Raw genomic sequence first — 15,258 nt, 5'->3', positions numbered from 1 at the left:
CCCGGCTTCATCGCCGGGCCGTCTGTTTTTCTCGATCAGTCCGCCAACAGCATGCGCTCGAGTTGCTCGAGGATCGCATCGCGCTTGTCCTTCGGCAGGCCGCGCAGACGCAGTTCGATGCGATCGTCGCCGTACGACTTCAAATCGCCGACCGACTTCCCGCCGAGCTTGATTTCCAGCCGCTGAGCGTAGCGCTGGCGGCTCGCCGGCTTCGGCGCGTCCTGCGCCGCGACGCGGCCCTTCACGATGTCCGATACCTGACGCGTGCTGAGATCGTCCGACACGATCTTGTTGATCAGCCGCAGCGTCGCTTCCGTGCCGCGCGCAGCGTGATAGCGGCCGACCTGATATGCCATGTTCGAACCGAAGCGATCGGGCCGCGCAACCATCTCCTGCATCACTGCTTCCGGCAGCTTGCCGATCGACAGTGCAACGGCGACCGTCGATTCGTCGAGACCGAGGTGCTCGGCGAGCTCCTTCTGACTCTGGAAGTGCTTGTCGTCGAGGAAGCGACGCCACACGACTGCATTGTCGAAGACCGTTTGCGAATCGCGTTGAACGTTGAGATCGTAGCCGAGCTTGTAGCTCTGAATGCCGATCGGGACGTCGATCACGATCGCCTTCACCGAGTCCTTGTTCGCTTCCTTCAGCGCGCGCACGCGTCGGCCGCCGTCGCTCACGAAGTACGTGCCCGGGTTGTCGTAGTCCGGAATCACGTGGATCGCCTGCTGTTGCCCTTGCTTCGCGAGGTTCACCGCGAGCTCGGCAATCGACGACTTCAGATAGAAATGGCGAGGATTGAACGGGCTATGCTTGATCGCCTTCAGCGGCAGTTCGATCACCTGGCCGGGCGCGTAGCGGTTCTCGAGACGCCACGCACGATACTGCGGCGATTCGTCGGTCGACAGATCGATCGCGAGGTCCGGCACATGCGGCGCGGCGCTGTCTTTCTTCGCCGACTTCGCGGTTGCCGGCGCGGGGGCGTCGGACTTGACGATGCCGTCGATCGCGTTCAGCCGGTCAAGTGCCGTGCGCTTCTCGCTCGTCGTGATATCCGGGCGCGCCTGGAATCCTTTTGCAAACTGGGAGGGTTTCATGCGACTCCTTTATGCGCATAAAGTCAGGGCAGCATCGCGACGATTTCGTCGGCACATGCGCGAATTTCCGCGGCCGCGAGCTTGGCGCCGCGATCGTTCATCTGCAGGACGGTCTGGCCGAGCGCCATGGCCTGCTTGTACGCTTCGCGGGTCGGGATTTGCGTCTTCAACAGCGGGAAGCCGAGTTCTTCGAGCGCGCGCTTCAGTTCGCGCGTCAGCATTCGCTTTTCCTCGGTCTTGTTCAGCAGGAATACCGCACGCAGGTCTTCGTTCATCACCTGCGCCTGCTGGATCAGCTTCACGAGGCCGACGCTCGACCAGTAATCGGCCGGCGACGACGACGTCGGAATCACGGCAATCGATGCCGCCAGCAGGACGACACCGGACACCTTCTCGGTGATCGACGGCGGACAGTCGACGACGATGATGTCGTAGTCGTTGATGAACTTCTTGATCTCGCGGTGGATCTGGCCGCCCGCTTCCGCGAGATTGACGACGGGGAAAGGAATGCCGTTGTCGCCGTCGCCCGATGCGCTGGACCAATGAACCAGTGTGTTTTGGCCGTCTGCATCGATGACGAGGACGCGTTTTCCCTTTTCATGGAATGCGGCACCGAGATGCATGGCGATCGTGCTTTTGCCGACACCGCCTTTTTGTTGAGTGACTGCAATGATTTCTGCGGCCAATTTTCACTCCTGTTTTTGATCGTTGGAATTCTACAGGACGATATTTATATTTCAATGAACTTGTCGCCGAAGCACGACGCGTTGGCCATTCGGACAAGCGATTTATGCGCATAAAGGCTGCGGCCGAGCGTGATAGCCGCATGGCCTGATCGAGGTCGCTCACGCGCGTCGCTCGAGCGTCGATCACGTGGCTCAAGTGATAGGCATGCAAGCGCAGTTGCGCAGGGTTCGATCTTGCATATCAGAGGCTCCTTGAGCGAACTGGGCCGGACTTTGTGCGCATAAACCGGTGAGCTCGGCTGCTCAGACTCGCGATGGTAGGGCACTGCATCGGCAGGCCGCGGTGTTGCTAAGCGACTGCTCTGGTAGGTCAGCGCTCTGGTAGGTCACTGCTCCGGTAGGTCACTGCTCCGGTAGGTCGCTGCTCCGGTAGGTCGCTGCTCCGGTAGGTCGCTGCTCCGGTAGGTCGCTGCGTCGGTAAGTCCCTGCGCTTGTAGGCGGGCGGCCGTTGCTTTGCGCGCGCTCGCATGTTCCCCGTCCTGATTGCTTCGCCCCGGCGGCCGGAGCATTACAGGGCAGCCGTCGACATGTCGGCGTGAGGCGGTTTGTGCGCATAAAGTCGACGGGATGCCCCAGGGAAAGGCCATCGATTGATGACGGAGTCGCTCCTGGAGCCAATGCGGGCCGGGCCGTTGCATCGTCTGCCGGCGGATAGAGCTACTGCGCCGCCGGCCGGCCGGTCCCGGTTGCGACTGTCGCGAATCTGTACGCAGTGGAAACGCGTGGTACCCAGTGTCGATCTGGCGGGGACCGTTGTTGTGACCGCGCTCTCATCGGCGGGCTCTTTATGCGCATAAAGTCCCTGCCCTGCTATTCAAACGATGCGTGCCTCCGAAGTCTTGAGCGTGGGCTCATCCAGTTGCCTTCGCCTCGGTCCTGCGGTGGCTTATATGCGCATAAATCCGGCGAGCCGCTATGTGAAGGATGAGTCCACGGATCTGCCCAAGGCCGGCCGCGTCTGCACGGCGGTCCACCGCGCTCTCATCTTTCTGCGATGCCTTTATGCGCATAAAGCCCTCCCGATTTCACCACTGGCCGCTCCCTGCTTCGGGTCCGCCGCGCATCAAAAGCGAACATCGCCACATCGCCCCTTTCCTCTGCCATCAAAACCCGTACCGTCGGACTCGCTACAATACTGGCCTCCACCATCCACGCTGAAACGATGATCACGATCTATCACAACCCCCGATGCTCGAAGTCCCGCGAGACGCTCGCGTTGATCGAGACGTTGAACACGACCGGTGCGCCGGTGAACGTCGTCGAGTATCTGAAGACGCCGCCGACGGTTGAGGAACTGGAGATGCTGCATCGTCAACTTGGCCGCCCGGTGCGCGACATGCTTCGCGACGGTGAGGAGCCGTACAAGACAATGGATCTCGGCCGCGCCGAACTGACCGACGCGGAAGCGTATGCGGCCATTGCGGCGCATCCGATCCTGCTGCAGCGTCCGATCGTCGTCTACCGCGGCAAGGCCGCCATCGGCCGTCCGCCGGAAGCCGTGCGCGCGCTTTTCGAATAATTCTTCGTCGATTTATTTTTCTTTTTTGGCCGGCGCCGGTTTGCCTTCACCAGAATCGCAGGCAGCGGCACAGCGCAGGAACGCCGTGCCGGTCCACGATAACGACCCGGTGCGCTCGGCTCTGTCGCCGGCGGCGGACTGCTGCGGCTCGCACGCTTCCCGCCGCACGTGCAGATCGGCGCGGCCGCCGCGATCGCGCTGCGTCGCTCGGGTGCCCGGCGCTCGGGCTGAAGCACAAGCGCGATACGTCGACGAATCCCGACGTCAACCTCGATATCGGTGCGAGCGAAAAAGTGCCACGAGGAAAACGCGAAGCGGCGAGCGCCGTTCGTGAACGGGTGCGGCGCCTTCGCGGCGAGCATCACAGAGCCAAGCGGGCGTCGCGTCTGACGCCAAGCCCGCACCCGTCACCGCGCCCCGGCCGACGACTTGCGGGGCGCAGCGATTTCCACGTCTCTCGTCCGACGCTCTGCGGCGTCCGACCGCCGGCACAGCACCAGCGCCAGCACCCCAGCACCCCAGCACCCCAGCACCGTCCCGTCCCACCCCGTCTCGCTTTCCCGCCCCGAACCCCCGCGCTGCGCTATGCTTCCCCAAGCCTTGCGTCGCACACAGCTTCCCGCGACGCACCGAGCCGCCATTCGCCCAACGCTCCACCCAGAGTTATCCACAATTTCTGTGGAAAACCTTGTGGAAAGTCGGCCGGATGGCCCGGCCGGGCGGCTCGCGGGCTGGCCTGCCTATAAACAGACCTTTGCCGCCTGCCCGGAATCAATTGATTCGATTCCTCACTTACCGGAAGGAGAACACCATGGCCTATCGTGTTGCGGTCGTCGTCGGCAGTCTGCGTCGCGGTTCGTGGAACCGCGCGCTCGCGCATGCCGTGATCTCGCTCGCCCCGTCGGACCTGTCGTTCGAATTCGTCGAGATCGGCGAACTGCCGCTGTACAGCCAGGATTACGACGCGGATTTTCCAGAGGTCGCGAAGCGGTTCAAGCAGTCGATCGAAGCCGCCGATGCGCTGTTGATCGTCACGCCCGAATACAACCGCTCGATTCCCGGCGTGCTGAAAAACGCGCTCGACTGGGGCTCGCGCCCGTGGGGTTCGAATTCGTGGGCCGGCAAGCCGGGCGCCGTGCTCGGCACGTCGCCGGGCGCGACCGGCACCGCGCTGGCGCAGCAGCATCTGCGCAACGTGCTCTCGTATCTCGACGTGAAGCTGCTCGGGCAGCCCGAGATGTTTATCAAGCACGATCCGACGCGCATCGACGACGAAGGCAAGATCGTCAACGAGGACACGCGCAAGTTTCTGCAGGGCTTCGTCGACCGCTACGCGGACTGGGTCCGCCTGCTGAAGAAGTGAAGTCCGTCTGATCGCCGCGCGGCGCGCCCGGCCGCTGCCGTCAGGCGCCGGCCGTCGTCACGGGCGTGGGTGCTGCTCGTCGCGCCCGTCGCGGATCTCGATCAGGATCGCGTCGAGCAGCGCGATGTCGAACGGCTTCGACAGCACGCGTACGTTGACGCTGCGCGTGCGGTCGAGCTCCTCCGCATAGCCGGTGACGAGGATCACCGGCAGTTTCTCCGGCCGCTTGTCGATCGCCTCGGCGAGATCGATGCCGTTGAGGCGGCCCGGCATGTGAATGTCCGAGATCACGAGGTCGAACGCGTTGTCGTCGGTGGCGCTTTCGATCAGGCGCAGCGCGTCGTCGCCGGTCGCCACATAGGTCACGCGGTGGCCAAGCAGCGACAGCAATGCTTCCGTGCCGGCCGCGACTTCGCTGTTGTCTTCGACGAGCAGCACGTGCAGCCCGGTGTGCGGCGCGACGTGCGCGGCGGCCGGCGGCCGCGTCGTGATGTCCTCGGCCCGTGCGCGCGGCAAATAGAGCCGCACCGACGTGCCGGCACCGACCGCGCTGTCGATCGTCGCGAGCCCGCCCGAGCGCTCGCAGAACGCGAATACCTGCGGCAGCCCGAGGCCCGTGCCCATCCCGTGCGCCTTCGTCGTGAACAGCGGCTCGAACGCGCGCGACAGCACGTCGGGCGCCATGCCCGAGCCCGTATCGTCGAACGACAGCTGCGCGAAATCGCCGGTCAGCGGGAAGCCGTCCTCGCGGCGCAGCGTCACGTTGCGCGCGCCGACCGTGAAGCGGCCGCCGGTCGGCATGGCATCGCGTGCATTCACCGCGAGATTGATGACTGCGAGCTCGAGCTCCGCGACGTCGACACGAATCGGCCACACGCCCGGATCGATCGCGACGATGAGCGACGATTTCGAGCCGAGCGACGTCTTCAGCAGTTCGCGGCACGAGCCGAGCCATTGCCCGACGTCGATCGTCTCGCTGTGCGGCGGCTGCTTGCGCGCGACGCCGAGCAGCTGGCGCGTCAGCGACTGGCCGTTCTTCAGCGCGCGTTCGATCGCGCCGAGCTCCTTGTCGAGATGCTCGGCGTTGCGCCGCCGCATGATCTGCACGTTGCTCGAGATGATCATCAGCAGGTTGTTGAAGTCGTGCGCGACGCTGCCGACGAGGTTGCCGAGCGCCTGCATCTTGCGCGACTGCCGGTACGCCGATTCGATCGAGCGCCGCATCGACGCCTCCGCCTGCCAGCGTTCCCACGCGCGCTCCTCGGCCTTGAGCCGCTTCAGCGACAGCCAGATCACGCACCACAGCGCGATCGACGGCGCGAACATCGACAGGAACAGCACGCTCAGATGCTCGTACCATTCGCGCCAGATCGCGGACGCCCGATACGTGCAAATCACATAGACGGGATAGCTGCCGACCTGCCGGTACGCGACGATCTCGCTGCCGCTGCCGCCGTGATGCACGCGCACGACGCCCGCGCGCGGATCGTTGTGCGGGTTGCCGAACGTCGCCTCGCGATCGGTGTGCGTCGCCGACGGCAACTGCGGATACGACGCGAGCACCGCGCCGTCGGAGCGCGCGAGCGCCATCGTCATCGGCGTTTTCGCGCCGCCGAGCAAATCGCGGTAGAACGCGTTGAAATAGGACGACTTCAGCGCGATCGACACCATCCCCGCGAACGATCCGTCGCTGTTGCGCCGCGCGATGCCGGTGTTGAATACCGGAATGTTCTCCAGCTTCAGCGGCCCCAGCATCAGCTTCGAGATGTGCTCGATCACGCGGCCGTCGCGGATGCCGATGAAGTCTTCGCGGTTCTCGATCGACGCGTACGGCGCGGGGTAATAAAGCGAGTTCGCGAGCAGCATCCCGCTTGCGCCGAAGATCGACACGGCCGCGACCTGCGGATAGCCGCCGGCGATCGTATTGAGCGCGTCATGGATGTCGGCCTCCTCGTTGCGCACGGTCGCGTCCTTCATGTCCTGCACGAGATCGACGATCCGCGCGTCGAGCGTTTCCGTCAGGTCGAAGACCTTCAGCGCATGTTCCTCGGCGACGCGCACGGTGCGCATGGTCACGTCGCTGGCGGCCGCCTCGCGTGCCTTCAGGTCGTTGTAAGCCATCACGACCACATAGATGCACGGCAGCACGATCGCCGCGACGAGCAGCACGATCAACGTGATGCGGCGGACCGCGAAGTCGTGTTCGGGCGCACCGGATGCGTAGTTGCCGTCGTCCTGCCAGTCGTCGGCGGGAGCGGTGACGGGAGTACGGGATTCGGCGGGCCGGTCGGACGTCATTCGGTAGGAGGGTCTTGCAGAGGTGCCTGCCATCATAAACGAGTTGCGTCGGCGATCCGTGCGCAAGGCGACAGCCGCGGCGGCAAGCATATCGCGCGAAGCAAATCGTCAGATTGAAAACGCGACGAATCCGGAAGCGCAAACGTACACAAAGAAAAATTTTGCGTCTTCGTGTCAAAAATGGTCGCGAGTGTTTTCGGAATAGGCGACGGCTGAATCGATTCTGTTCGAAGCAGTAAAAATGGCGAGTTGCGGTGCTTTCGGTTTACTCCGAGAATCGCGCGTTGCTTTCCCTATGACAGATAGATATGCGCCCGCCGGTATCCGCCGCGCGGCGCGTCGCGCTCATGCGCGGCGCTGCCTGCGTGCCGCACCGGCGGCTGCCGCGTACGCGACGTCCAGCGCTCAAGAAGCGCTCCGGAAAGTCGTTAACGCGAGAGAGACCATTCCGTATTTCGCTTCACTGCCATGTCCTTGCCGATTGTGATTGCCGACGATTCGCTGCTTGCGCGCAAACTGTTGGCGAAAGCCTTGCCGGGAGACTGGGACGTCGATGTCGCGTATGCAGCGAATGGTCGAGAGGCCTTGGCGCTCTATCGTGACGGCAAAGCTTCCGTGATGTTTCTGGACCTGACGATGCCCGACATGAACGGCTATCAGGTGCTCGAAACACTGCGCCACGAGGATATGAACACGTTCGTGATCGTGGTATCCGCTGACATCCAGCCGCAGGCGCAAGCGCGCGTCCGCGAGCTCGGCGCGATCGCGTTCGTCGCCAAACCCGTGACGTCGGAGGCATTGCTGCCCATTCTCAAGGAGTATGGGTTGTATGCCTGACTCGGTGTTCACGGCGGAGCAACGCGACGCGTTGCAGGAGATCGCCAATCTCGCGATGGGCCGCGCCGCGGCACGGCTCGCGGTGCTGCTGGGCCGCTTCATCGAACTGTCGGTGCCGCGCGTGCGCGTCGTCCATGCGGCCGAGGCGGGACGCGCGCTGCGCGAGATGACGGGGATCGACGACAACGTGACCGCCGTGCGCCAGGGTTTCCGGTCCGACATCAAGGGCGAGGCGATCGTGCTCTGCCGCAGCGCGGGCGTCGGGCGGCTGATGTCGCTCGTCGAGCGCACCTTCGGCGGCGGCACGCACGGCGGGATGGCGACGCAGGACGAACTCGTGTTCGACGTCGCGAACGCGCTGATGGGCGCATGCGTCGCGTCGATTCTCGACGAGCTCGGCCGCAAGCCGGTGTTCTTTCCGCCGGGCCTGCTCGGCACCAACGTGTCGTTCGAGGACGTCTTCCAGCCGACCGTGCTCGCATGGAGCGTCGCGCTGCTGCTCGAAGTGAATTTCGGTCTCGAGGATCACGCGTTTCGCGCACATTTCGTGATGCTGATGGCCGAAGACTCGATCCGGCTGATGGGCGACGCGCTCGACGCGTTGCTGTCCGCGCTATGACGACCGAACGCGCGTCGCTCAGCGATCTCGTGATCGAGCGCGTCGGCTTCGGGCTGTTCGTGCTCGATCGCCGGATGACCGTGCTGATGTGGAATCGCTTCATGCAGGACCACAGCGGCGTGCCGGCCGCCGACGTGATCGGCCGCAACCTCTTCGACTGCTTCCCCGACCTGCCGCGCGCGTGGCTCACGCGCAAGCTCGACAGCGTGTTCCAGCTCGGCAGCTTCGCGTTCAGCTCGTGGGAGCAGCGGCCCTATCTGTTTCGTTTCGAGCACGATCGGCCGATCACGGGCGGCGTCGACTACATGCAGCAGGACTGCACGTTCATGCCGCTCACGCGCGGCCGCGACGTCGAAGCGGTGTGCGTGACGATCTCGGATGTCACGCACGTCAGCGTGATGCAGCGCGAGCGCGAAGAGGCGGTCGCGAAGCTGCGCGAGCATGCGAACCGCGACGGCCTCACCGGCATCGCGAACCGGCGCTACTTCGAGACGCGGCTCGGCGAAGAGTTCGCGCGCTGGCAGCGCTACGGCGGCGATCTGTCGATGCTGCTGTTCGATCTCGATCACTTCAAGGCGATCAACGACCGCTTCGGCCATGCGGTCGGCGATGCGGTGCTGCGCGAGACCGCGCGCCGCGTCGCGGCGATCGTGCGCGCGCAGGATACGTTCGGCCGCTTCGGCGGCGAGGAATTCGCGCTGCTGCTGCCCTGCACGAATCTCGACGAAGCGCTGCAGGTCGCGGACAAGGTGCGCGACGCGATCGGCCGCACGACGGTGGACGCAGAAGGCGTCAGCGTCGCGGTGACGGCGAGCGTCGGCGCCGCGTGCGCGAAACTCGGACAGCCCGCATGCGACGCGCTCGTCAACGACGCGGACGCCGCGCTCTATCGCGCGAAACGGCTCGGCCGCGACCGCTCGGTCGGCTACGCGTAGGCGGCGCGGTCGATCAGTCGGTCGGTCCGTCAGTGCTTCGCGATGTCGGCCAGCACGCCGGCGAGCACGGCCGGCTGCGACATGAACGGCGAATGGCTGCTGTCGAGCTGATGCACGTGCGTCGGATTGCCGGGCGCGAACGCATCGGCTTCGTCGACGAAGCGCTGCTGCAGCGCCGGCAGCAGTACGCGATCCTGCAGGCACTTGATGTAGTGGCGCTCGATCGCGCCCCATCGCGCGGCCGTCGTCGGGATCGCCGTCGCGAACGGCGCGGCCGGCACGTCGCAGCTCATCAGGTTCGCCACCGCGTCGAAATCGGCCTGCGGGACGTCGTCGCAAAGCGCGCGGCGCGTCGCCGCGCGATAGTCGGCGTCGCCGCTGCGCGGGTCGATCCGCAACGCGCCGGCAACGCGCGGGCTCGCGAGCATCAGCGGGCCGAGCAATTCCCCGCGGTTCTCCGGTGCGCGCACGTAGTCGAGGCCCGGTACGCCCGCGGCCGGCATGAAGGCGGCCAGATAGACGAGCTTCGCGATCTTGTCCGGCGCGCGTTCGGCAGCTGCGGTGATCGCGAGGCCGCCCATGCTGTGGCCGACCAGGATCACCTTGCCGCGGCCGAGCGCGTATGCGTCGTCGACCGCCTGCATCACCTGCGTCGCGTAATCGTCGAGCGTCGTGTTCGCGACCGGCGACGGCTCGGCGCCGAACGCGTCCTTGTCGAGCGGGCGCACGTGATACGACGCGGGAAAGCGCGCGTGGAGGCCGTGCGCGGGCAGATCGCGCGCGATCGATAGATGGCCGCGCGCGGCCAGCGCGGCGGCGACGTGCGCGAAGCACCACGCGCCATGCCATGCGCCGTGCACGAGCACGAAAACCGGGTGATCGGACTGCGAGGGGGCGGTCACGTTCGTCTCCATGGATCTGCGTTTTTATCAGGACAAAGCGTCATCTTAGACGAACGCGGCGTGCCGCAAGCGGGCCGCCGCACTGCGCGCGCCGGCAGTCGCCTGCGCGACGACGATGCTGCCCCGAATGTCTCGCCGAGGCCACAATTTCGTGCGAGTCTGATTCAAATTTGCGGAAAAGCGCGTTAGTTTGACGCTTTCCCGCCGTCTTCCGCTGCTTCACCGATGAACGTCGACTATCTCTTCTACCGGAAACCGGACAAGCCCGGCCCCTACTCGCTCGACGACCTCGGCGACGTCGCGCCGCCGATCGGCGCGAGCGACGCGGTGCGCGCCGGCATCGCGCGCGTGTTCGAGGAAATCGACTGGGCGGAATCGCCCGACGTGCCGGGCGCGTGGTTCGGCACCGGCGGCGCGGTGTTCCAGTTCACGGCCGAACCGGACGGCCGCGTGACGAGCTTCATGGGGTCGCGCCTGGAGCGCCGTGCGATGCTGCAGCTGACGCGCGAAATGGGGCTGATCGCGCTCGATCTGCAGCGCGACATCGTCTACGGCTGACGCGGCGGCCGCCGCGCGATTCGCCGGGCCGCATGCCGGCGCCCCGCGGCGCCGGCCTTGCCGGCCGCTCCCGCTGCGGCGCGGCTTTCCGGCTGGCGCGCGCGGCAGCAACCGCCCGCCATCGATCTTCAAAGATTGCTATACTTTCGCCCAATTCCGGCAACCGGCCGGTAATTTGTGCCTGTCTGCGTCGATCGTTCGACTATCTCGCACGCATTTGCCGCCTGACCATCCCAGCCGGGCATCGCTTCTTCAATCGCCCCGCGCGGGTGTCTCCGTGGAGCTCGTCTTGGCCGTTTCCAATCTCGTCGTGGACGAACAAGAAACCGACGCCGCTGCCGTCACATCGGGCAGTTCTTTCTACCTCGCGATGCGCATCCTGCCGGCCGTGCAGCGCGACGCGATGTTCCAGGTCTACGCGTTTTGCCGCGCGGTGGACGATATCGCCGACAGCGACCTGCCGCGCGCCGAGCGCGCCGCGGGCCTCGAACGCTGGCGCGCCGACATCGACGCGTGCTTCGCCGGCCATCCGCCGCGCCACCTGGTCGCGCTCGAACGCGAAATCCGCGCATTCAATCTGCAGCGCGACGACTTCCACGCGATGATCGACGGGATGGCGATGGACGCCGCCGAGGATATCTGCGCGCCCGACGAGCCGACGCTCGACCTCTATTGCGACCGCGTGGCGAGCGCGGCCGGCCGGCTGTCGGTGAGAATTTTCGGGATGCCGGAAGCCGAAGGCATCAAGCTGTCGCACCACCTCGGCCGCGCGCTGCAATTGACGAACATCCTGCGCGACATCGACGACGACGCGGCGATCAACCGCTGCTATCTGCCGCGCGAACTGCTGCAGCGCGAAGGGATCGCGATTTCCGATCCGGCCACGATCGCCCGCGACCCGGCGTTGCCGCGCGTGTGCGCGACGCTCGTCGAACGCGCGCTCGAACATTTCAGGCAGGCCGATGCGGTGATGGACACTTGCGCACGCGCGCAGGTGAAGGCGCCGCGGATCATGTCGGGCGCGTATCGCTGCATTCTCGAGGCGGCGGTCGCCCGCGGCTTTGCGGCACCGCGCGCGCCGCTGCGCAAGCCGAAGGCGCGGATGCTGATGATCGCCGCGCGCTACGCGCTGTTCTGAGCCGATGCCCAGAACCGTCCACGTGATCGGTGCCGGTCTCGCGGGCCTGTCGGCCGCCGTCGAGCTGCAACGTCGCGGGCGGCGCATCGTGCTGCACGACGCGCACGCGCATGCGGGCGGCCGTTGCCGCTCGTGGTTCGACTCGACGCTCGGTACGACGGTCGACAGCGGCCTGCATCGCGTGTTCGCGGGGCAGGCGGCGACGCAGCGCTATCTGCGCACGATCGGCGCGGCCGATCAGCTGACGGGCCCGTCGTCGTCCGAATTTCCGGTCGTCGATCTCGCGTCGCAGCAGCGCTGGACGCTGCGCTTCGGGAATCGGCGCTGGCCGTCGTGGCTGTTCGACGCGACCGCACGCGCACCGGGCACGACGCCGCTCGACTACGCGTCGCTCGCCTCGCTCGCGTTCGCGCGCACCGGCCGCTCGCTCGCGCAGACGATGCGCTGCGACGGCGTGCTGTGGGAGCGCTGGCTGCGGCCGCATTTTCTTCGCGTGCTGAACGTCGAGCCGCGTCATGCGACCGCCGAGCTGGCGCGCGCGGCGCTGTGCGGGACGCTCGCGGCCGGCGGCCCCGGCTGCCGGCCGCTCGTCGCGCGGCACGGGCTCGGTAGCGCGTTCGTCGAACCGGCGCTGCGGATGCTGCAGCACGGTGGCGCGCAGATCCGGCTGCGCTCGCGGCTCGATGCGCTCGAGTTCGGCGCGCGCGGCAACGCGGTCGACGCGCTCGCGGCCGGCGGGCAGCGAATCGATCTCGCGCCGGGCGACGCGGTCGTGCTGGCCGTGCCGCCGGACGTTGCGCAGCCGCTCGTGCCCGATCTGGCCGCGCCCGACGCGTTCGGCGCGGTCGCGACCGCCTATTTCGCGGCCGAGCCGCCGCCCGGCGCGCCGCTTGACACGACCGTCATCAACGGCGTCGCCGATGCCGTGCGCACCGGCGAGGGTCAGCTCGCGGCGACGGTTCACGATGCCGGCCGCTGGCTCGACCTGCCGCGCGAGGCGCTCGCGCGGCGGCTGTGGGAAGACGTGGCGCGCGTGACGGGCGCGAACGCGGCGGCAGTCCCGCCGTGGCAGCTCGTGGTCGAGCCGCGCGCGGGATTTGCGGCGGTGCCGTCGCAGGAAATGAAACGTCCGGCCGTGCGTACGCGCTGGACCAACCTTGTGCTGGCGGGCGACTGGATTGCCACCGGCTTGCCCGCCACGATCGAGGGCGCGATCCGTTCCGGCCAGCAGGCCGCGGATGCGCTCCAGACACAATAAGAGAGGGACCGATGAACGATCTCACCGATATGGCTACCCTGTCGGCCGGCACCGTGCCGGCCGAGCTCGATGCGGCCGTCGCACGCGCGACCGACGCGCTGCTCGCCGCGCAGAACGCGGACGGGCACTGGGTCTACGAACTCGAAGCCGATTCGACGATTCCCGCCGAATACGTGCTGCTCGTCCACTATCTCGGCGAGACGCCGAATCTCGAGCTCGAACAGAAGATCGGCCGCTATCTGCGCCGGATCCAGCAGGCCGACGGCGGCTGGCCGCTGTTTACCGACGGCGCGCCGAACATCAGCGCGAGCGTGAAGGCGTACTTCGCGCTGAAGGTGATCGGCGACGACGAAAACGCCGAGCACATGCAGCGCGCGCGCCGCGCGATCCACGCGATGGGCGGCGCCGAGATGTCGAACGTGTTCACGCGGATTCAGCTCGCGCTGTACGGCGCGATTCCGTGGCGCGCGGTGCCGATGATGCCGGTCGAGATCATGCTGCTGCCGCAGTGGTTCCCGTTCCATCTGTCGAAGGTGTCGTACTGGGCGCGCACGGTGATCGTGCCGCTGCTCGTGCTGAATGCGAAGCGTCCGCTTGCGAAGAATCCGCGCGGCGTCCGCATCGACGAGCTGTTCATCGATCCGCCCGTCAACGCGGGCCTGCTGCCGCGCCAGGGTCACCAGAGCGCCGGCTGGTTCGCGTTCTTCCGTGCGGTCGATCACGTGCTGCGCGCGGTCGACGGGCTGTTTCCGGCTTATACGCGCGAGCGCGCGATTCGTCAGGCCGTCGCGTTCGTCGACGAGCGGCTGAACGGCGAGGACGGCCTCGGCGCGATCTATCCGGCGATGGCCAACGCGGTGATGATGTACGACGTGCTCGGCTATGCGGAAGATCATCCGAATCGCGCGATCGCACGCAAGTCGATCGAGAAGCTGCTCGTCGTGCACGAAGACGAAGCCTATTGCCAGCCGTGCCTGTCGCCCGTCTGGGATACCTCGCTCGCCGCGCATGCGCTGCTCGAGACGCGCGATCCGCGCGCCGAGCAGGCGGCGGTGCGCGGCCTCGACTGGCTGCGTCCGCTGCAGATCCTCGACGTGCGCGGCGACTGGATCTCGCGCCGTCCGCACGTGCGTCCCGGCGGCTGGGCGTTCCAGTACGCGAACCCGCACTACCCGGACGTCGACGATACGGCCGTCGTCGCGATGGCGATGGATCGCGCGCAAAAGCTGAACCAGTCCGACACGTATCGCGAGTCGATCGCGCGTGCGCGCGAGTGGGTCGTCGGCATGCAGAGCAGCGACGGCGGCTGGGGCGCGTTCGAGCCGGAAAACACGCAGTACTACCTGAACAACATCCCGTTTTCCGATCACGGCGCGCTGCTCGATCCGCCGACGGCCGACGTGTCGGGCCGCTGTCTGTCGATGCTGTCGCAGCTCGGCGAAACCGCGCTGACCAGCGACGCGGCGCGCCGCGCGCTCGACTACATGCTGAAGGAGCAGGAGCCGGACGGCAGCTGGTACGGCCGCTGGGGGATGAACTACGTGTACGGCACGTGGACGGCGCTGTGCGCGCTGAACGCGGCGGGCCTCGGGCCGGACGACGCGCGCGTGAAGCGCGCCGCGCAATGGCTGCTGTCGATTCAGAACAAGGACGGCGGCTGGGGCGAGGACGGCGACAGCTACAAGCTGAACTACCGCGGCTACGAGCCCGCACCGAGCACCGCATCGCAGACGGCATGGGCGCTGCTCGGCCTGATGGCAGCCGGCGAGGTCAACAATCCGGCGGTCAAGCGCGGGATCGACTACCTGATCGCCGAACAGAAGGAGCACGGCCTGTGGGACGAAGCGCGCTTCACCGCGACGGGCTTCCCGCGCGTGTTCTATCTGCGCTATCACGGCTATCGCAAGTTCTTCCCGCTGTGGGCGCTGGCGCGCTACCGCAACCTGAAGCGCGACAACACGACGCGCGTCACGGTCGGGATCTGACGC

General features: G+C 66.5%; 13 protein-coding genes and 1 pseudogene. 10 read left to right on the top strand and 4 right to left on the bottom strand.

What is annotated here, in order from left to right:
* Positions 1 to 35 precede the first annotated feature (35 nt).
* Both NP80_RS03290 and parA read right to left on the bottom strand, forming a co-directional pair.
* Positions 36 to 1,097: a ParB/RepB/Spo0J family partition protein gene (locus tag NP80_RS03290; protein WP_006411925.1), complete on the bottom strand. Its 1,062-nt coding sequence runs from the start codon at positions 1,095 to 1,097 to the stop codon at positions 36 to 38.
* A gap of 23 nt (positions 1,098 to 1,120) precedes the next feature.
* Positions 1,121 to 1,783, bottom strand: coding sequence for a ParA family partition ATPase (gene parA, locus NP80_RS03285; protein WP_006397552.1), 663 nt, complete (start codon positions 1,781 to 1,783; stop codon positions 1,121 to 1,123).
* A 1,222-nt stretch (positions 1,784 to 3,005) separates the two neighbouring features.
* Here parA and arsC point away from each other — a divergent pair.
* The 3 genes and pseudogenes from arsC to NP80_RS03275 all read left to right on the top strand — a co-directional run bounded on the left by arsC (position 3,006) and on the right by NP80_RS03275 (position 4,725).
* The gene (gene arsC / locus NP80_RS03280) at positions 3,006 to 3,362 is read left to right on the top strand and encodes an arsenate reductase (glutaredoxin) (RefSeq protein ID WP_006404647.1); all 357 of its coding nucleotides are present in this window, start codon (positions 3,006 to 3,008) and stop codon (positions 3,360 to 3,362) included.
* A gap of 111 nt (positions 3,363 to 3,473) precedes the next feature.
* Positions 3,474 to 3,658: pseudogene (locus NP80_RS31650) on the top strand (NfeD family protein); the annotation flags it as partial.
* Between the two features lie 515 nt (positions 3,659 to 4,173).
* On the top strand, positions 4,174 to 4,725 hold the full coding sequence (locus tag NP80_RS03275; protein WP_006404649.1) for an NADPH-dependent FMN reductase: 552 nt from the start codon (positions 4,174 to 4,176) through the stop codon (positions 4,723 to 4,725).
* Between the two features lie 57 nt (positions 4,726 to 4,782).
* Here the strand turns inward: NP80_RS03275 and NP80_RS03270 are convergent, their stop codons facing one another.
* Positions 4,783 to 7,023: a hybrid sensor histidine kinase/response regulator gene (locus NP80_RS03270; RefSeq protein ID WP_006411931.1), complete on the bottom strand. Its 2,241-nt coding sequence runs from the start codon at positions 7,021 to 7,023 to the stop codon at positions 4,783 to 4,785.
* A 468-nt stretch (positions 7,024 to 7,491) separates the two neighbouring features.
* Between NP80_RS03270 and NP80_RS03265 the strand changes: the two genes are divergently transcribed.
* The 3 genes from NP80_RS03265 to NP80_RS03255 are packed head-to-tail and all read left to right on the top strand — an operon-like array spanning position 7,492 to position 9,414.
* Positions 7,492 to 7,860, top strand: a complete 369-nt coding sequence (locus NP80_RS03265) for a response regulator (protein WP_006397543.1) — start codon at positions 7,492 to 7,494, stop codon at positions 7,858 to 7,860.
* Entirely contained in the window at positions 7,853 to 8,479 is a 627-nt protein-coding gene (locus tag NP80_RS03260) for a chemotaxis protein CheC (protein WP_035488064.1), read from the top strand. Before NP80_RS03265 ends, NP80_RS03260 begins: the two co-directional genes overlap by 8 nt.
* A complete protein-coding gene (locus NP80_RS03255; protein ID WP_006404652.1) occupies positions 8,476 to 9,414 on the top strand; it encodes a GGDEF domain-containing protein in 939 nt (312 codons plus the stop codon). The genes NP80_RS03260 and NP80_RS03255 overlap by 4 nt, the downstream gene beginning before the upstream one ends.
* Before the next feature lie 29 nt (positions 9,415 to 9,443).
* On the opposite strand, the gene NP80_RS03250 is transcribed toward NP80_RS03255, so the two are convergent.
* On the bottom strand, positions 9,444 to 10,328 hold the full coding sequence (locus NP80_RS03250; RefSeq protein ID WP_006404653.1) for an alpha/beta fold hydrolase: 885 nt from the start codon (positions 10,326 to 10,328) through the stop codon (positions 9,444 to 9,446).
* Positions 10,329 to 10,541: 213 nt separating this feature from the next.
* Between NP80_RS03250 and NP80_RS03245 the strand changes: the two genes are divergently transcribed.
* The 4 genes from NP80_RS03245 (at position 10,542) to shc (ending at position 15,255) form a co-directional block, all read left to right on the top strand.
* Positions 10,542 to 10,874, top strand: coding sequence for a hypothetical protein (locus NP80_RS03245; RefSeq protein WP_006397539.1), 333 nt, complete (start codon positions 10,542 to 10,544; stop codon positions 10,872 to 10,874).
* Positions 10,875 to 11,163: 289 nt separating this feature from the next.
* Positions 11,164 to 12,012, top strand: coding sequence for a presqualene diphosphate synthase HpnD (hpnD, locus tag NP80_RS03240; protein ID WP_006404656.1), 849 nt, complete (start codon positions 11,164 to 11,166; stop codon positions 12,010 to 12,012).
* 4 nt (positions 12,013 to 12,016) lie between these two features.
* The gene (gene hpnE / locus NP80_RS03235; RefSeq protein ID WP_006404657.1) at positions 12,017 to 13,270 is read left to right on the top strand and encodes a hydroxysqualene dehydroxylase HpnE; all 1,254 of its coding nucleotides are present in this window, start codon (positions 12,017 to 12,019) and stop codon (positions 13,268 to 13,270) included.
* 11 nt (positions 13,271 to 13,281) lie between these two features.
* Positions 13,282 to 15,255 (top strand): squalene--hopene cyclase, encoded by a 1,974-nt coding sequence (gene shc / locus NP80_RS03230; RefSeq protein WP_006409820.1) that lies wholly within the window; start codon positions 13,282 to 13,284, stop codon positions 15,253 to 15,255.
* Positions 15,256 to 15,258: the final 3 nt, after the last annotated feature.

Source organism: Burkholderia multivorans ATCC BAA-247 (assembly GCF_000959525.1).
In the GTDB taxonomy this organism is placed as follows: domain Bacteria; phylum Pseudomonadota; class Gammaproteobacteria; order Burkholderiales; family Burkholderiaceae; genus Burkholderia; species Burkholderia multivorans.
The sequence above is the reverse complement of the archived record's forward strand: the minus strand, read 5'-3'. Positions and strand labels throughout refer to the sequence as shown.